We start from the raw sequence: 16,903 nt of genomic DNA on the forward strand, positions 1-16,903 counted from the left end.
TTTCATGACGACGTTGAATGGCAAGACCGCCCTGGTCACCGGCTCCACCAGTGGCATCGGCTTAGGCATAGCCCTGAGCCTGGCCAAGGCCGGTGCCAACCTGATCCTCAATGGCTTCGGCGACGCCAGCGCGGTGATCGCCCAGGTGCAGGCGTTTGGCGGCAAGGTCGGGCACCACCCGGCAGACGTCAGCGACCCGGCGCAGATTGCCGACATGTTCGCCTACGCCAAGCGCGAGTTCGGCGGCGTCGACATCCTGGTCAACAACGCCGGCATCCAGCATGTGGCGGCGGTGGAAGACTTTCCAGTGGAACGCTGGGATTCGATCATTGCCATCAACCTGTCCTCGGTGTTCCACAGCACACGCCTGGGCTTGCCGGACATGAAGGCCAAGGGCTGGGGACGCATCGTCAACATCGCCTCGGTGCACGGCCAGGTCGGCTCAGTGGGCAAGGCCGCGTATGTGGCGGCAAAGCATGGGGTGATTGGCCTGACCAAGGTGGTGGGTTTGGAGACTGCCACCAGCAACGTGACCTGCAACGCTATCTGCCCGGGCTGGGTGCTGACGCCATTGGTGCAGAAGCAGATTGATGATCGGGTGGCCACGGGGGTCGACCCACAGCAGGCGCAGCAGGATTTGCTCGCGGAGAAACAGCCGTCCCTGGAGTTCGTCACGCCTTCGCAACTGGGCGAGCTGGTGTTGTTTTTGTGCAGTGAGGCTGGCGCCCAAGTGCGCGGTGCGGCGTGGAATATCGACGGTGGCTGGCTGGCCCAATAACCCCCCCAGGCACCGGAGATCAAAATGTGGGAGGGGGCTTGCTTCCGATAGCGGTGGTTCAGTTACAGATGCTCGCCTTGCACACTGCTATCGGGAGCAAGCCCCCTCCCACATTGGAACGCTATTGTTTTAAAGACCGATACAAGAACAAGAGATTTCGCTATGTCCGACATCCTCTGGCAACCCTCCCCCGAACGCATCGCCAACACGCGGATGGACCAGTTCCGGCGTTTTATCAATGATCGCCACAGCCTGCACCTCCACGACTACCCTGCCCTGCACCAATGGAGCATCGACCAGCGCCCGGACTTCTGGCAGGCGATTGTCGCGTACTTCGACGTGCAATTTCGCAGCCCACCCACCACGGCCCTGGTCGAGGGCGCTGCAATGCCCAGTGCCCAGTGGTTCCCTGGCGCGACCCTGAACTTTGCCGAACACCTGTTGCGCCGCCGCGACGATCACCCCGCCGTGGTGGCGATCAGCGAAGACGGCCAGCGCGAACAACTGAGCTATGCCGAACTGGGCGCCCACGTCGCCGGCCTGCAACGCAGCCTGCGGGCGGCAGGTGTGGGCATAGGCGATCGGGTCGCGGCGTGTATGCCCAACACCTGGCAAACCCTGGTGGGCATGCTGGCTACCACCAGCCTTGGTGCAATCTGGTCATGCTCCTCGCCGGACTTCGGCACCCAGGGCGTGATCGACCGTTTCGGCCAGATCGAACCCAAGGTGCTGATCACCTGCGCCGGCTACCGCTATGCCGGCAAGACCATCGACCAGAGCGCCAAGCTCAATGACATCCTCGAACGCCTGCCGTCCCTGCAACAGTTGATCATTGTGCCCTACGCCCGGCCCCAGGCGCAGGTCGGGGACTACCGCACCCAAGCCCGGGTCGCGCTGTGGAACGACTTCTACCAAGCCGGTGGCGAGCCCGAATTTGTCGCGGTGCCGTTCGATCACCCGCTGTATATCCTCTATTCCAGCGGCACCACCGGTGTGCCCAAGTGCATCATCCATGGTACCGGCGGCGTGCTGCTCACCCACCTCAAGGAACACGGCCTGCACGCCGACCTCGGCCGCGAAGACTGCCTGTTCTACTACACCACCTGCGGCTGGATGATGTGGAACTGGCTGGTGTCGGTGCTGGCGCTCGGTGCCACCGCGGTGCTGTACGACGGCTCACCGTTTCATCCCGGCCCCGAGCGCTTGATCGACCTGATCGATGCAGAAAAAATCAGTGTGTTCGGCACCAGCCCCAAGTTCCTTGCCACTTTGGAAAAAGCCGGGCTGCAACCGCGCCTGAGCCACGACCTGGGCAGCCTCAAGGGCCTGATTTCCACCGGCTCGCCGCTGTCGCCCCAGAGTTATGACTATGTGTACCGCGAGATCAAGGCCGAGCTGTGCCTGTCGTCGATGTCCGGCGGCACCGATATCGTCTCCTGCTTTGTGATTGGCAATCCGGTACTGCCGGTGCGGCGCGGTGAGATGCAGTGCAAGAGCCTGGCCATGGCCATTGAAGTATGGGACGACCAGGGCCGGCCCTTGGTCGCAGAGAAAGGCGAACTGGTGTGCACCCGGCACTTCCCCGCCATGCCCGTCGGGTTGTGGAACGACCCGCAACAGACCAAGCTGCGCGCCTCGTATTTCCGCCAGTATCCCGGCGTATGGGCCCAGGGGGACTATGCCGAACAAAGGCCCAATGGCAGCCTGTTGATTCATGGGCGTTCGGACGCCGTGCTCAACCCCGGTGGCGTACGCATCGGCACCGCCGAGATTTATCGCCAGGTGGAAAAACTCCCCCAGGTGCTGGAAAGCCTCGCCATCGGCCAGCGCTGGCAGGATGATGTGCGCGTGGTGCTGTTTGTGCGCCTCGATGACGGAGTCGAACTGGATGAGGCGCTGCAACAGCAGATCCGCCAGGTGATCCGCGCCAACACCACGCCGCGCCACGTACCGGCCAAAATCCTCGCTGTCACGGATATCCCCCGCACCATCAGCGGCAAGATCGTTGAATTGGCCGTGCGCAACGTGGTGCACGGGGAGCCGGTGAAGAACACCGATGCCCTGGCTAATCCCCAGGCGCTGGACCAGTTTCGCAATCGAGCTGAACTGGATTATTAGATGAAAGGTTTCAGCGCTGACGCAGCGTTTTGAAGAAAAACCCTCAAGGCATGCTATTTTTCGGGGGTAGTCACCCGCTGTTATCCCTTGGGACAATGGGTGTTGTCATTTTTTCAAAGCGTCATGCTCAGGGCTTTTTCATGAATGGAACATCCACCGGTAGCGAAGCCGCTGCATTGATCAAGCGGCTGGACTGGGCGCAAAGCCCCCTCGGTGAGGCCGCTGATTGGCCGCAAAGCCTGCGCACCGCCGTCGATATCGTCGTGCATTCGCCGATGCCGATGGTGCTGCTGTGGGGGCCGCAACTCACTCAACTCTACAACGATGCCTTTGCCCTGCTGGTGGGCAACAAGCACCCCGGCGCCCTTGGCCAGCCGGCGCACCATACCTGGCCGGAGCTGGAAAGCTTCGCCGGGCCGGTCTACGACGCGGTCCTCAGCGGCCAGGTGCGCACTTTCAGCGAGCAGCGCTTCGTGGTGCAACGCCATGGCCGCGACACCGACATCTGGCTCGACCTGACCTACAGCCCGGTGCGCGATGAAAGCGGCCTGGTGGCCGGTATCCTGGTCACCGCCATCGAAACCAACGAGCGGCGCAGCAAAGCCCTCGAACTGCAGCAGCGCTCCGAAGAGAGCCTCAAGGCCCAGCACAGTACCGAGCAGCGCCTGCAACTGGCCCTGGCAGCCACCGATGCGGTAGGCACCTGGGATTGGGATATCGGTGAAGACCGCTTTATCGCCGACGCCCATTTCGCCCATCTGCATGGCGTCGACCCCAATGACGCCGGCCTGTTGCCCATCAGCGCCTACCTGCAAGGCGTGCACCCCGAAGACCGTGGCATGGTGGCGCGCAGCATCAAGCATTGCATCACCTTCGGCACCGAATACGCCGAGGAATACCGCCTGCTGCAAGCCGACGGCCAGGTGCGCTGGGTGTTCGCCCGTGGCCGCTGCTACAAGGACCAACAAGGCCGCCCTGCGCGGTTCCTCGGCGCCGCGCTGGACCTTACCGAGCGCAAGCACACCGAACAGGCCCTGCGCCAAAGCCAGACCGAGCTGCAACTGATCATCAACGCCATGCCGGTGCTGATCGGTTATGTCGACCATGAGCAGCGCTTTCGCTTGAACAACAGCGCCTACCTCGACTGGTACGGCATGACCCCCCAGGAGCTGTACGGCAAGTCCATCCGCGAAGTGCTCGGCGACGAGGTGTATGCCGGGCGTGCAGACAAGATCGAAGCCGCCCTCAACGGCAAGGCGTGCAGTTTCATGACCATCACGCCCCATCGCGACGGCCGCCCGCGCCACGCGCTGATGAAGTACCTGCCGCGCTTCAGCAACGACGGCTCGGTCAATGGCTTCTACATCTTTGTGATCGATGAGACCGAACGCAAGCTCACCGAAGAAGCGCTGCGCCATCTCAACGAAAACCTCGAAGAACGCGTGGCCCAGCGTACCCAGGCCCTGGCCGAAGCCAACCAGCGCCTGCAAAACGAGATGTTCGAGCGCGAGCGCGCCGAAGATGCCTTGCGTCATGCGCAAAAGATGGAAGCGGTGGGCCAGCTCACTGGCGGCATCGCCCATGACTTCAACAATATGCTCACCGGCATCATCGGCAGCCTCGACCTGATGCAACGCTACATCGCCGCCGGACGCAGCGACGATATCGGCCGCTTTGCCGACGCCGCCGTCGCCTCCGCCCACCGTGCCGCTGCCCTGACCCACCGCCTGCTGGCGTTCTCCCGGCGCCAGTCGCTGGACCGGCGCCCCACCGACCCCAACCAGTTGGTGGCGTCCCTGGAAGACCTGTTCCGGCGCACCAAGGGCGCGCATATCACACTCAATGTGCAATTGGGCAAGGACATCTGGCCGGTGAACACCGACGCCAGCCAATTGGAAAACGCCCTGCTCAACCTGGTGATCAACGCCCGCGATGCCATGCCCGATGGCGGCGAGTTGCTGATCGAAACCGCCAACAGCTATTTGGACGGCACCGATATCACTACCCTGGAGCCGGTCAAGGCCGGCGACTATGTGATGCTCGGCGTGAGCGACAATGGCAGCGGCATGGCGCCGAAAATCCTCGCCAAGGCCTTCGATCCATTTTTCACCACCAAGCCCATCGGCCAAGGCACCGGCCTGGGATTGTCGATGATCTATGGCTTTGCCCAGCAGTCTGGAGGCCACGTGACCATCCAGAGCGAACCGGGCCAGGGCACCTGCGTGCGCCTGTACCTGCCGCGCTTGTATGGCACCGCGCTGGAAAGCCACCTGCCCGCCAGCCTGGCCGAAGCCCCCGTGGCCCAGGCCGGTGAAGCCGTGGTGGTGGTCGAGGACGACCCGGCAGTGCGCATGCTGGTGGTCAACGTGCTCAACGAGCTGGGCTACACCGCCCACCAGGCGGCGGATGCCCGCGCGGCGCTGCCGCTGCTGGAGTCGGATCTGCGCGTCGACCTGCTGGTGACCGACGTCGGTCTGCCGGGCATGAACGGTCGGCAACTGGCGGAAATCGCCCGTCAGCATCGCCCGGGCCTGCGGGTGTTGTTCATGACCGGTTATGCCGAGAAAGCCGCCGAACGCCAAGGCTTCCTGGAAGACGGCATGGACATGGTGGCCAAGCCGTTTTCCATCGACCTGCTGGCCACCAAAATCCGCAGCATGCTCGGCGTCGAGGCATGAGTTCAGGCATAATCGCGCGCCGTCGCTCTGCTGGTAGAGACCAATGAAAGCCCAAGCCCGTCATATCCTGGTGAAAACCAGCGAAGAAGCCGAACAACTCAAGCAGCGCATTGCCAAGGGCGAAGCCTTTGATGTGCTGGCCAAGAAGTATTCCACCTGCCCGTCCGGCAAGCGTGGCGGCGACCTGGGTGAAGTGCGGCCCGGGCAGATGGTGGGGGCGATTGATGCGGTGATTTTCAAGAAACCGGTGAAGGTGGTGCACGGGCCGATCAAAAGCAAGTTCGGGTATCACCTGGTACAGGTGTTTTACCGGGACTGATGGGCTTGGCTTTACACCGCCATCGGGAGCAAGCCCCCTCCCACAGTTGAGCCTATTCCAACTGAAGGAATGCAGTCTAATGTGGGAGGGGGCTTGCTCCCGATCCGCCACAGGCGGCCATTCACCTCGTTATCAGCGCCCCCGGCAGCTGAATCACCCGACTCGCCAACCGATGCCCCGCCAATGCAGCCGCTTGCGGCGAGCCACCTTTGAGCCGCCCGGCCAGATACGCCGCACTGAACGAATCCCCCGCAGCCGTGGTATCCACCACCTTCTCCACCTTCAACGCCGGCACTGCAAAGCGCTCCCCCGCACAACGAATCAGACAGGCATCCGCCCCACGCTTGAGCACCACCTCTGCAATCGATGGATACGCCGCAAACACCTGCTCGCTGTCTTGATAGCCAAACAAGGCGCGCTCGTCGTCCTCGGTCAACAGGGCGATATCCACTTCGGCCAACACCGTGCGATAAGCCTCACGGGCCGCTGCCACATCGGCCCACAGCCGTGGCCGGTAATTGTTATCGAACACTACCCTGCCACCGCGACTACGGGTTTGCACCAGGGTTTGCAGCAGGCGCTCGCGCCCCACTGCTCCCAGCACGGCCAGGGTAATGCCGCTGAAATACACCACGTCATAACCCGGTAACGCCGCCAGTATCGGCTCGGCCGCCGGCGTGGTGAAGCAGTCGCGCACCGCCGCTTCGTTGCGCCAGTAGAGAAACTTGCGCTCGCCATTGGCGTCGGTCTGAATGCAGTACAAACCCGGCAGGCGCCCGGGCAGGCGCTGGACCATGCCTAGGCCAATGCCCTCTTCGTGCCATTGCTGGCACATGGCATCGCTGAAGCTGTCATCGCCCAAGGCCGTGACGTAGTCGACGCTGCCGACCTCGCCCAGTTCGCGGCGCAGGTACACTGCCGTGTTCAGGGTGTCGCCGCCGAAGCTCTGGTGCAGGCTGCCGTCGGCGCGGTGTTGCAGTTCGATCATGCATTCGCCGATGAGGGCGATGCGCGGTTGGTTGGTCATGGCTGCTGTCTCGGTGGGGCTGATGGCCTCATCGGGGGCAAGCCCCCGATAGGAGCGACTCGGTCTAGAAGCAGGTACGCAGGGACTCGATCACCTGCAACTGCTCATCCACCAGGCAGCCCACCTGCCATTTGTCGAAGGTCAGGCAAGGGTGGGAAGTACCAAACGAAATGATGTCGCCGATGCGCAATTCAACCCCCGGTGCCACGCTCATGAACGCATGCTGATCCATCACCGCCGTGACCTTGCACCCGCTCACATCATCACCTTGGGCCGGCACAATCCCGGCCTTGTAGCGCTTGAGCGGCACCGGCAAACCGGCGTCATAAGCCACGTCGCGCTTGCCCAGGGCAACCACCGCAAAGCCCGGCTCCGGCAGCGACTGCACATGGGCCCAGACTTCCAGCGCCGGGCGCAGGCCCTCGTCGAGGTCGCTGCGGCGCTCGAGCACACAGCACTGGGCTTGTTTGTAGATACCATGGTCGTGAGCCACATAGCTGCCGGGGCGCAACACACTGAGGAAACGCCCGGCGGCATTCTGCGCTTCGAACGACTCGGCGATCAGGTCGTACCAGGCCGAGCCCGAGGCCGTGACGATCGGCTTGGGCAGGTCGAACAGGCCGTTGTCTTGCAAATCCACCGCCAGGCGCACCAGGCTGGCGGCGAAGTCACGAATGCCGCTGATGGCATGCTCACCGTGGATCACCCCTTCGTAGCCTTCGATACCGGTCAGGGCCAGCGCGGGCTGGGCCTTGATTGCCTTGGCCAGCTCGCGCACCTCGTGCTCGCTGCGGCAACCGCAACGGCCGCCGACCACGCCGTATTCGATCATCACGTTCAGGCGCAGGCCACGGGCGGCGAAGAACAGGCCCAGGTCGGCGACGCTATCCGGGTGATCGACCATGCAATGGAAGTCGAAATCCTTGTCGGCCAGCAGCTCGGCGATCAACGCCATGTTCGGCGCGCCCACCAACTGGTTGGCCATCAACACGCGACGCACGCCACCGGCATAGGCAGCCCGGGTCTGCACGGCGCTGGCCAGGGTGATGCCCCAGGCGCCGGCGCTGAGCTGGCGCTGGAACAGCGCGGGCATCATGCTGGTCTTGCCGTGGGGCGCCAGTTCGGCACCGCTGCGGCTGACAAAGTCCTGCATCCAGCGAATGTTGTGTTCCAAGGCGTCGCGGTGCAGCACCAGGGCCGGCAGGCTGACGTCGCGGACCAAGTGGGCACCGATAGCGGCAGCGCCTTTTTCAACGGCATTTAGGGCAGACATGGAAAACTCCTAATCGTTGATACGCCGGGCCAGGCTGTTGGCGCTGTCGATCAGCACCCGGCGATAGTCGTGGTAGTTTTTGCTGGCATCGGCCCGGGGGGCGACGATGCACAGGGTCGCAATGCTGACGCCCTGGGCGTCCCGCACCGGGGCGGCAAAGCAATGGGTAAAGGTGTCGGCCACACTGTCGAAGGAAAAAAATCCATCGAGGGTGGCCTGGCGGATCTGCGCCAGGAAGATGTGTAACGGCAGGCGCTGGCCGTCCGGCAGGATGAAATCGTCGGGATCGATCAGGTCAATGATCTGCTGGTCGCTCAAATGCCCGAGCAGCAGGCGCCCGGAGGCGGTCCATGGGATCGGTGCGTTTTCACCGATATCCGAAGAAATCCTGAAATGCCGCTGGCCCTCGCGCATCAAGGCTACCGTGTATTTGCGCCCATTGAGCAGGCACATTTGCGCGGTTTCGTGGGTCTGGCTGACGATGTCCTGCAAGGCGTGGTCGGCCTCGCGGGTCAGGTCGAAGTGGCGCAGGTGCGCCTGGCCGAGGAAATACAACTGGCGGCCCAGATACACGTGACCGTCCTTGCCTACGGTTTCCAGGATGCGCCGCTCCAGCAGGGAAGCGACCAACTCGTAGACCGTGGACTTGGGGCTGCCAATGCCGCTGGCAATGTCATTCGGGCGCAGGGGCTGGCCGATCTCCTTGAGAAAATCGAGGATATCGAACGCACGGTCCAGGCCTTTGGCGCGGCGCTTGATGGTGTCTTCGGTCATAGTGGACTCGGTCCCGAGTGGTATGAAGTCTTCTGTAGGAGCGAGCTTGCTCGCGAAAAACTTCAGGACAACGCGTTCATACAGAATACCCGCGTTATCATTGACGATCTTCGCGAGCAAGCTCGCTCCTACAGGGTTTGAATATTCAGCCCTTTTTCTTGTAGGCCACGCAATCGATCTCAACCTTGCAATCGACCATCATATTGGCCTGCACGCAGGCCCGCGCCGGGGCGTGTTCCGGGGTGAAGTATTCACCGAAGACTTTGTTGAAACTCCAGAAGTCCCGAGGGTCTTCCAGCCATACGCCAACGCGCACCACATCCTTGAGTTCGTAACCGGCCTCTTCGAGGATCGCCACCACGTTGCGCATGGTCTGCCGGGTTTGCTCGATGATGCCGCCACTGATGATTTCGCCGTCCACGGCGGGCACCTGGCCTGACACATACAGCCAGCCATCGGCCTCCACCGCGCGGGCGAAGGGACGTGGCTGGCCGCCACCTGCGGTGCTGCCGGTACCGTAACGAGTAATGCTCATGCAAGTTGCTCCTTGTTAAAAACGAATGTTCTTGAGGAATTCCGCCAGGCGCGGCGACTGCGGCCGTTCGAAAATGTCTTTGGCGGTACCCTGCTCTTCAATGCGGCCCTGGTTCATGAAGACGATTTGGTCCGAGACTTCATAGGCAAAGCGCATTTCGTGGGTGACCAGCAACATGGTCATACCCTCTTCTGCCAGCCCCTTGATCACACTGAGCACTTCGCCCACCAGCTCCGGATCGAGGGCAGAGGTGACTTCGTCAAACAGCATCAGGCTAGGGTTCATGGCAATCGCCCGGGCAATCGCCACGCGTTGTTGCTGGCCACCGGACAATTGGCCCGGGAAGTGATTACGGCGCTCCAGCAGGCCGACGCGGTCCAGCCATTTCTCGGCCAGCGCCACGGCTTCATCCTTGCCCATCTTCTTGACCTTGAGCAAGCCGAGGGTGACGTTTTGCAGCGCGGTCAGATGCGGGAACAGGTTGAATTGCTGGAACGCCATGCCGGTCATTGCGCGGTGCTGGGCAATCACGCGCTCCGGATGGCGCACACGCTTGCCGCCGACCTCGCGGTAGCCGATGGACTCGCCATCGAGGGTGATCTGCCCGCCCTGGAATTCCTCCAGCAAGTTCACGCAGCGCAGCAAGGTAGTCTTGCCCGACCCGCTGGAGCCGATCAAGGTCACCACATTGCCACGCTGCAGGGACAGGTCCACGCCCTTGAGCACCTCCACTTCGCCGTACTGTTTACGCAGGCCGCGAATGTCCAGCAACGCTGGGTTGGTTTGAGCTTGGTTCATGGCAAGGCCACCCGCTTTTCAATGTAGCGCCCGAATAATTCAATGGCGTAGTTGATGACAAAGAACAGAAACCCGGCGAACAGGTAGAACTCCAGGGTCATGAAGGTGCGGGCGATCACCTGCTGGGTACTGAGCAGCAACTCAGCCACGCCGATCACCGACAGCAAGGTCGAGGCCTTGACGATTTCCGTGGAGGAATTGACCCAGGTCGGCAGGATCTGCCGCAGCGCCTGGGGCAACAGCACGTAGCCCAGGGACTGGTAAAACGTCAGGCCAATCGCCTTGCCGGCTTCAAGCTGCCCCCGGGGAATGGCTTGCAGCGCGCCACGCACGATTTCCGACACATGGGAGCCACAGAACAACGTGAGCCCAACCGCACCGGCCTGGAATGCGCTGATCTGCCAACCCAGGGCCGGCAGCATGTAGAAACACGCCAGCACCAGCACAAACACCGGTGTGCCCCGGATCAAATCGACGTACAGGCGAAACGGCGCGCGCATCCAGAACTTGCCGTAGGTCAGGATCAACCCGGCGACGATGCCGATCAGAGTACCGAAGATAATCGCCAGGGCCGACACGTACACACTGGCCTGGAAGCCGGCCCAGAGCGTATCGCGGGCGACCCATAATTCATGCAGCCAACTGGGGGATTCGTACATGGAAACCCTCCTTAACGACGGATCGCCAGGCGCTGTTCCAGGTAACGGAGCAGCATGGCAATGAGGTAACAGGCAGCCACATAGAGCGCGGTCGTGACCAGCCAGGTTTCAATCACCCGGTAGCTTTCGACGTTGATCTTGCGGGCGTAATAGGTCAGCTCCGGCACCGCAATCGCCGCGGCCAGGGAGGTGTCCTTGAACAGTGAGATAAAGTTGTTCGACAGCGCCGGCAGCACGTTGCGCAGCATCACCGGCACGGTGATATAGGCGCGGATCCGCCATTCGCCAAGTCCGATGGCCAGCCCGGCTTCGCGCAGGCCCTTGGGAATATTCAGCAGCCCGGCGCGGAACACTTCGGTCAGGTAGGCACCGGCGTAGAGCGACAGGGTGATGATGAACGAGGGGATCTTGTCCAGGCGGATCCCCAGGGACGGCAAGGCAAAGTAGATCAACAGAATCAGCACCAGGATCGGCGTATTGCGCACCACCGTCACGTACACCGAGGCCAGGATGCGCAACGCGCGGTGCCGGGACAGCATGGCAAACGCCATCAGCAGGCCGATCACGCAGCCGATGGCAATCGACAGCAAGGCCAGCTGCAGGCCCAGGCCGAGCCCCGCCAGCAAGGTGTCGAAATCACGCCAGACGGCGGCAAAATTCAACTGATAGTTCATGGTCAGCAGTACCTGAGTGGGGCGTGTTCAGGCACGCCCCTATAGTTGCGGATCACTTGAATTCCACGGGAAAACCAATCGCCGGTTCTGGCAGGTCCACCCCAAACCACTGCTTGAATGAAGCTTTGTAGGTGGGGAATTCTACACCGGTCATGGCTTCGTGAAGCGCGGTGTTGACGAAGTTCAGCCAGTCCTGGTCGCCGCGCTTGACCGCGCACGCATAGGTTTGCGGGCTCCAGGCGTACGTGGGGCTGCGGTAGCGGCCAGGGTTCTGCACCATCAGGTACTTGACCGAAGACTGGTCGGTGGCGGCGGCATCAGCGCGACCGGAGTTCACGGCCTGGTACATCAGGTCGACACTGTCGTATTGATCGACCTTGGCCTTGGGCAGCGCCTGGTGCACCAGCTCTTCGGCATACACGTTTTGCAGCACAGCCACGGTGACGTCATCGCCCGCCGCCTGCAGGTCTTCGATTTCCTTGTACTTGCTGTTGTTCGGCAGCAACAAGCCGACACCTTCGCGGTAGTACGGCAGGGTGAAGGCCACCTGCTGCGCACGGCTGGCGGTGACGGTGATGAACTGGCAGCTCATATCAACCTTGTCGGTGAGCAGGTTGGGAATGCGTGCATCGGACGACTGCACCACAAACTCGACCTTGCTCGGGTCATTGAACAAACCCTTGGCCACCATGCGGCCGATGTCGATATCGAAGCCCTGCAACTTGCCATCCGCTCCCTGGAAGTGCCACGGCGCATTGGTACTGCCTGTACCCACGATAAGGTGCCCGCGCTTGAGTACGTCATCGAGCTTGCTGTCCGCCGCCTGCACCATGCTGGTGAAGGGAGCCGATGCGACAACAAGAAAAACACACGCTTTGAATACGGAAGGTTGGTGATGCATGACAAGCACTCCAGGGATTGTTAATTCCGCTATACCGGAACTTGGTATGTAACAACGGAATAGACAGCAGAAAGTGTGCCACAGCCACGGGAGGAAAAATATGCTGTCGGGAAACTCTTTATGGTTCAGTAAGATAGGTATTGAAGCGCTTAACGGCGTTGCACCGAAGGCGTAGGGTTTTGCTACGCAACGCCCCACAACGGTGTTACTGCGCACCTATCTGGGTGCCTGGATGACGCTCCAGATGCAAGGCGTGTGAAGACAGACCTGTGAAGGTTGACAGTAGACCTGGACGATTTTCCGACTTAGCGTAAGCCAAAGAGTGACAGGGAGATGCCCGATGGATTACGTCAATGCAGTGATCGCAGATAAGGCGCAATTTGACCGCGAACTCGATACGAAGCAGCCCGTATTCGTTGTATTCATTTCCCATGGTTGCGCGGCATGCACTGATGCGATGCCACGCTTCATGCGCATAAGCCAGAGGTACGAAGGCCAGGTCAAGATCATGATCCTTGATTGCGCCGAAACACCGCGCCATCCAAGCGTGGACCGGATTCCAATGCTGCTGATCTACCTGGACCAACAGCTTCAGGAAACCGTTCCCGGACTCGGCGAGCAAGCGCTTGAAGACACGTTCAAGCGGTTCGCTCGCCTTCAGATCAAGGGGCCGTAAGCGGCGACAAACAAACCTGCGTCACCCTCCGCTCTTCCACCGCGGCCACAGTCAGGCGCCACCCCTCGTATTCAAGACTATCGCCCACAACCGGCAAGCGGTCCAACAGGCTCATCACCAGGCCGGCCAGGGTCTGGTAATCTTCCGTCGTTACGGCCTTGAAGCCGGTGCGTCGGCTCACCTGATTAAGATTCAAGGCACCATTGGCACGAAAGCCCGCGCCCTCCTCGACAATGTCCGGGCCTTCGATTTCACTGGCATCGGGCAATTCACCGGCGATGGATTCCAGAATATCGGTCATGCTCAACACGCCCATGAAATCCCCGAACTCGTTGATCACGAAGGCGATGTGGGTGGATTCCTGACGCATCTGTTCCAGGGCATTGAGGATTGAAAAGCTCTCCAGCAGATTGATCGCCCGGCGCGCCAGGTGCTCCAGGTTCGGCTCGTTACCGGCCAGGTACTCCTTGAGCAGTTCTTTCTTGTGCACAAAGCCCAAGGGCTCATCCACTGCGCCGTTGCGGATCAATGGCAAACGCGAGTAGGACGAATGCATCAGCTTCAGGCGGATCGTGTCGGGATCGTCCGCCAGGTCGATGCAGTCAACCTTGGCCCGCGGTGTCATCAGGGTACGAATCGGCCGTTCGGCCAGTTGCAGCACACCGCTGATCATCACCCGTTCACGCCGATCAAACAGTGGCCCCTGGTTGGCATCCGGCTCGCCCAGCAGGTCGGCAACCTCTTCACCCACTTCTTCCACCGCCAGGCTGCGACCACCGAGCAGACGCATCACCGCATGGGCCGTACGCTCACGTACCGGCAGAACACCTTGTGCCGATTTCTTGCGACGCGAACGGGCGATCTGGTTGAACACCTCGATCAGAATCGAGAAGCCAATGGCCGCGTACAGGTAGCCCTTGGGAATATGGAAGCCCAAGCCTTCGGCGGTCAGGGCGAAACCGATCATCATCAAGAAGCCCAGGCACAGCATGATGACCGTGGGGTGGGCGTTGACGAAACGGGTCAGCGGCTTGCTCGCCACGATCATCAAACCAATGGACACGATCACCGCGATCATCATCACCGCCAGCTCTTCCACCATGCCCACGGCGGTAATCACCGCGTCAAGGGAGAACACCGCATCCAGCACCACGATCTGCGCGACAATCGGCCAGAACATGGCGTAGGCCACACTGCCCTTGTGCTGGGCCACATGGCCTTCCAGGCGTTCATGCAATTCCATGGTGGCCTTGAACAACAGGAACACACCACCAAACAGCATGATCAGGTCGCGACCGGAGAAGCTCTTGTCGAACACTTCGAACAGCGGCTGGGTGAGGGTCACCAACCAGGAAATACTCGCCAACAGGCCCAGGCGCATCAGCAAGGCCAGGGACAAACCGATCAACCGCGCACGGTCACGCTGTTCCGGCGGCAACTTGTCCGCCAGGATTGCGATAAACACCAGGTTGTCGATACCCAGCACCAGTTCCAGCACAATCAAGGTCGCAAGGCCGAGCCAGGCCGTTGGATCCGCTAACCATTCCATTTATAGAGTCTCTGTATTCAGTTTTTTAGAATGCCGGGCACGGCAATGCGCGGTCAGTGGACCGGGACAAGGTTAGTTGACGGAATACGGGGTGCTTCAGCGGGAACAGCGACAGCGGTTGTCTTGGGGAAAGACGACTGGGAGGCTCCGAGAGGGTGTTCATGCAAGTCCTGAAATGAAAAAAGGACTTGAATCCTACAGCCCAAACACAAAACTCCCACAGGGCAAAACTATTACAAAACCTGTCTTCCAGCCGATGCAAAACCAATGTGGGAGGGGCGGTGCGACGATTCGACTTGTTCCCGATGGCGGTGTGTCAGTCAATATATAAGCTGGCTGACACACCGCTATCGGGAGCAAGCCCCTCCCACACAAGCCCCCATTCCACATTTGGAACGGTGTGGGATCAGGACTTTCGGGTGGCATCATCCAGCGCCAGGATGGTATGCGCATTGGTCACCGTCGTCGCCAGCGTATTGATCACCCCCGAGCGCAACGCCCCCAACGTCGCCGCCGCCTTGGTGTTTTCACTGGCAATCGCCACCACATCCGGGATACGGAACAGCTCCTGCACGGTCAACCCGATCACCCGGCCCTGGATGGCGTTGACCGCCGGCTGGCCGTGAATGTCGATGAAGTCATAGCCCATCATGTCCCCCACGGTGCCGGATAACCGCGCCTGGGCGATCTCCTGGGGCGAGAACCAGCCCATGCGCACCATGTTGCTGTTCTCGCTCATGTCGCCGATGCCGATCAGGGCAATGTCGGCTCGCCGTGCACGGTCGAGGGTGGAGCGCACCGTGTCGTTATTGATCAGCACGCCACGCAGTTCCGGGTTGGCCACCAGCGCAGGGGCATACAGGCTTTCGCTCTCGCCGCCAAAGCGCAGGGCCAGGCGCCGGCAGATATGGTCGGGGTTCATGTACTCGCCGGCCTTGAGCGAACCGCCAATGGCACACACAAAGGTGCAGTTGCGCGTCACCGGCAGGAAGACGTTGTCGGCCACCGCGCCGACGTTACGGCCCATGCCGACGGCGACGATCATGCCGTCACCGAGGGTCTTGTTCAGGTAGTTGGCCACCAGGCTGGCGACCGCCGAGCGCTGGGTGTCAGGGTCGCTGTGGTCGACCGCGATCAAGGCACGGTCAAGCTTGAAGCGCTCCACCAGCGCCCTCTCCAGCTCATTATTCATCGCCGGGTGCTGCAATACGCGCACCTCGACAATGCCTTCATCCCGCGCCCTCTTTAGCAGGCGACTGACCTTTGCCCGCGACAGGTCGAAGCGCTTGGCGATGGCCTCCTGAGTGACGTTCTCAAGGTAATAGAGCATCGCCACTTCGGTCATCTGATCGATATCACTGGCCATGCGCTGGGTACTGTCACTCATGGGGACGGGCTTCCGTTTCGGCGTCAAAGGCGCATTCTCCCGACTCTTGCCCCGTGCCGTCCACTACTGATGCCCATCGCGCTCGATCGCATTGATGCGTTCGACCTTGGCCCCCGAACGCGCCACCTCGAACTCCGAGGCCAGGAACGCAGTGACGATGCTCTTGGCCAGTTCTGCGCCGATCACCCGCGCACCGATGGACAGGATCTGCGCATCGTTGCTCTTGCGTGCCCGCTCCGCCGAATAGGTGTCATGGGCCTGGGCCGCACGAATACCCATGACCTTATTGGCTGAGATGGCCATGCCGATCCCGGTGCCGCACACCAGCACGCCCAGGCGCTGCTGCCCGGCGTTGATGGCATTGGCCACGGCCAGGGCGATGTCCGGGTAAAGCACTGGCGCGGTGGAGTGAGTACCGAAGTCGGTCACCGGGTAACCCAGCGCTTCGATATGGCGCCTCAACAGCTCTTTAAGCTCAAAACCCGCTTCATCACATCCGATAGCCACCGGGAAAGGTGTGTTCATAGCGTCTGGCTCCGCTGCCAAGATCCTGATTAAGACTGATCATATGATCACTCAATGAAATTTCGCTCAGTCATTTCGCGGGCATTTCAGCCTTTCTGTCAAGCTTGATTTAACTGACCTCCCAGTCAATGCGGCCTGATAAGCCGATATAGCCGCTAAAGATGAGAATCATCGCTTTTAGGTGAAAGAGATTGACTGATCAGAATTTCATTTGATACACATATGCTCACAG

16 protein-coding genes are annotated in these 16,903 nt (G+C 61.1%); 5 read left to right on the forward strand and 11 right to left on the reverse strand.

The annotated features are described in order from the left end of the window. The first annotated feature begins 4 nt into the window (after positions 1-4). The 4 genes from KVH01_RS21195 to KVH01_RS21210 all read left to right on the forward strand — a co-directional run bounded on the left by KVH01_RS21195 (position 5) and on the right by KVH01_RS21210 (position 5,893). Positions 5-778 (forward strand): 3-hydroxybutyrate dehydrogenase, encoded by a 774-nt coding sequence (locus KVH01_RS21195; RefSeq protein WP_217882777.1) that lies wholly within the window; start codon positions 5-7, stop codon positions 776-778. 162 nt (positions 779-940) lie between these two features. Next, the gene (locus tag KVH01_RS21200) at positions 941-2,896 is read left to right on the forward strand and encodes an acetoacetate--CoA ligase (protein ID WP_217882778.1); all 1,956 of its coding nucleotides are present in this window, start codon (positions 941-943) and stop codon (positions 2,894-2,896) included. Between the two features lie 140 nt (positions 2,897-3,036). Beyond that, complete coding sequence (locus KVH01_RS21205; protein ID WP_217882779.1) at positions 3,037-5,574, forward strand: PAS domain-containing hybrid sensor histidine kinase/response regulator; 2,538 nt, start codon at positions 3,037-3,039, stop codon at positions 5,572-5,574. A 43-nt stretch (positions 5,575-5,617) separates the two neighbouring features. Continuing rightward, entirely contained in the window at positions 5,618-5,893 is a 276-nt protein-coding gene (locus tag KVH01_RS21210) for a peptidylprolyl isomerase (RefSeq protein WP_003174397.1), read from the forward strand. 121 nt (positions 5,894-6,014) lie between these two features. Here the strand turns inward: KVH01_RS21210 and KVH01_RS21215 are convergent, their stop codons facing one another. The 8 genes from KVH01_RS21215 to KVH01_RS21250 all read right to left on the reverse strand — a co-directional run bounded on the left by KVH01_RS21215 (position 6,015) and on the right by KVH01_RS21250 (position 12,534). Further along, positions 6,015-6,920, reverse strand: a complete 906-nt coding sequence (locus tag KVH01_RS21215) for a sugar kinase (protein WP_217882780.1) — start codon at positions 6,918-6,920, stop codon at positions 6,015-6,017. A gap of 64 nt (positions 6,921-6,984) precedes the next feature. Further along, complete coding sequence (locus KVH01_RS21220; protein WP_217882781.1) at positions 6,985-8,193, reverse strand: amino acid deaminase; 1,209 nt, start codon at positions 8,191-8,193, stop codon at positions 6,985-6,987. A gap of 9 nt (positions 8,194-8,202) precedes the next feature. Further along, positions 8,203-8,967: an IclR family transcriptional regulator gene (locus tag KVH01_RS21225; RefSeq protein ID WP_217882782.1), complete on the reverse strand. Its 765-nt coding sequence runs from the start codon at positions 8,965-8,967 to the stop codon at positions 8,203-8,205. Positions 8,968-9,112: 145 nt separating this feature from the next. After that, a complete protein-coding gene (locus tag KVH01_RS21230) occupies positions 9,113-9,502 on the reverse strand; it encodes a RidA family protein (protein ID WP_034119946.1) in 390 nt (129 codons plus the stop codon). A gap of 15 nt (positions 9,503-9,517) precedes the next feature. After that, complete coding sequence (locus KVH01_RS21235; protein ID WP_217882783.1) at positions 9,518-10,300, reverse strand: amino acid ABC transporter ATP-binding protein; 783 nt, start codon at positions 10,298-10,300, stop codon at positions 9,518-9,520. After that, on the reverse strand, positions 10,297-10,959 hold the full coding sequence (locus KVH01_RS21240; RefSeq protein ID WP_153871789.1) for an amino acid ABC transporter permease: 663 nt from the start codon (positions 10,957-10,959) through the stop codon (positions 10,297-10,299). Before KVH01_RS21240 ends, KVH01_RS21235 begins: the two co-directional genes overlap by 4 nt. Before the next feature lie 11 nt (positions 10,960-10,970). After that, positions 10,971-11,633, reverse strand: coding sequence for an amino acid ABC transporter permease (locus tag KVH01_RS21245; RefSeq protein ID WP_043051429.1), 663 nt, complete (start codon positions 11,631-11,633; stop codon positions 10,971-10,973). Positions 11,634-11,685: 52 nt separating this feature from the next. Next, a complete protein-coding gene (locus tag KVH01_RS21250; RefSeq protein ID WP_217882784.1) occupies positions 11,686-12,534 on the reverse strand; it encodes a transporter substrate-binding domain-containing protein in 849 nt (282 codons plus the stop codon). A gap of 340 nt (positions 12,535-12,874) precedes the next feature. Here KVH01_RS21250 and KVH01_RS21255 point away from each other — a divergent pair, with 340 nt between their 5' ends. Then, on the forward strand, positions 12,875-13,210 hold the full coding sequence (locus KVH01_RS21255) for a thioredoxin family protein (protein WP_217882785.1): 336 nt from the start codon (positions 12,875-12,877) through the stop codon (positions 13,208-13,210). Here KVH01_RS21255 and KVH01_RS21260 read toward each other — a convergent pair. From KVH01_RS21260 to rpiB, 3 genes are all read right to left on the reverse strand, one after another. After that, positions 13,197-14,759, reverse strand: coding sequence for a TerC family protein (locus tag KVH01_RS21260; protein ID WP_217882786.1), 1,563 nt, complete (start codon positions 14,757-14,759; stop codon positions 13,197-13,199). The genes KVH01_RS21255 and KVH01_RS21260 overlap by 14 nt on opposite strands. 406 nt (positions 14,760-15,165) lie before the next feature. Continuing rightward, entirely contained in the window at positions 15,166-16,146 is a 981-nt protein-coding gene (locus KVH01_RS21265) for a sugar-binding transcriptional regulator (RefSeq protein ID WP_005788844.1), read from the reverse strand. 63 nt (positions 16,147-16,209) lie between these two features. Beyond that, positions 16,210-16,671 carry a ribose 5-phosphate isomerase B gene (gene rpiB / locus KVH01_RS21270; RefSeq protein ID WP_043051432.1) on the reverse strand — a complete coding sequence of 154 codons (462 nt, stop codon included), beginning with the start codon at positions 16,669-16,671 and terminating at the stop codon, positions 16,210-16,212. Positions 16,672-16,903: the final 232 nt, after the last annotated feature.

Origin of the sequence: Pseudomonas khavaziana (assembly GCF_019145205.1) — a bacterium.
Classification (GTDB): Bacteria; Pseudomonadota; Gammaproteobacteria; order Pseudomonadales; family Pseudomonadaceae; genus Aquipseudomonas; species Aquipseudomonas khavaziana.

Coding starts and splice junctions, on each gene's coding strand:
- KVH01_RS21195 (WP_217882777.1), top strand. CDS start 5: ATGACGACGTTGAATGGCAAGACCGCCCTGGTCACCGGCTCCACCAGT.
- KVH01_RS21200 (WP_217882778.1), top strand. CDS start 941: ATGTCCGACATCCTCTGGCAACCCTCCCCCGAACGCATCGCCAACACG.
- KVH01_RS21205 (WP_217882779.1), top strand. CDS start 3,037: ATGAATGGAACATCCACCGGTAGCGAAGCCGCTGCATTGATCAAGCGG.
- KVH01_RS21210 (WP_003174397.1), top strand. CDS start 5,618: ATGAAAGCCCAAGCCCGTCATATCCTGGTGAAAACCAGCGAAGAAGCC.
- KVH01_RS21215 (WP_217882780.1), bottom strand. CDS start 6,920: ATGACCAACCAACCGCGCATCGCCCTCATCGGCGAATGCATGATCGAA.
- KVH01_RS21220 (WP_217882781.1), bottom strand. CDS start 8,193: ATGTCTGCCCTAAATGCCGTTGAAAAAGGCGCTGCCGCTATCGGTGCC.
- KVH01_RS21225 (WP_217882782.1), bottom strand. CDS start 8,967: ATGACCGAAGACACCATCAAGCGCCGCGCCAAAGGCCTGGACCGTGCG.
- KVH01_RS21230 (WP_034119946.1), bottom strand. CDS start 9,502: ATGAGCATTACTCGTTACGGTACCGGCAGCACCGCAGGTGGCGGCCAG.
- KVH01_RS21235 (WP_217882783.1), bottom strand. CDS start 10,300: ATGAACCAAGCTCAAACCAACCCAGCGTTGCTGGACATTCGCGGCCTG.
- KVH01_RS21240 (WP_153871789.1), bottom strand. CDS start 10,959: ATGTACGAATCCCCCAGTTGGCTGCATGAATTATGGGTCGCCCGCGAT.
- KVH01_RS21245 (WP_043051429.1), bottom strand. CDS start 11,633: ATGAACTATCAGTTGAATTTTGCCGCCGTCTGGCGTGATTTCGACACC.
- KVH01_RS21250 (WP_217882784.1), bottom strand. CDS start 12,534: ATGCATCACCAACCTTCCGTATTCAAAGCGTGTGTTTTTCTTGTTGTC.
- KVH01_RS21255 (WP_217882785.1), top strand. CDS start 12,875: ATGGATTACGTCAATGCAGTGATCGCAGATAAGGCGCAATTTGACCGC.
- KVH01_RS21260 (WP_217882786.1), bottom strand. CDS start 14,759: ATGGAATGGTTAGCGGATCCAACGGCCTGGCTCGGCCTTGCGACCTTG.
- KVH01_RS21265 (WP_005788844.1), bottom strand. CDS start 16,146: ATGAGTGACAGTACCCAGCGCATGGCCAGTGATATCGATCAGATGACC.
- rpiB (WP_043051432.1), bottom strand. CDS start 16,671: ATGAACACACCTTTCCCGGTGGCTATCGGATGTGATGAAGCGGGTTTT.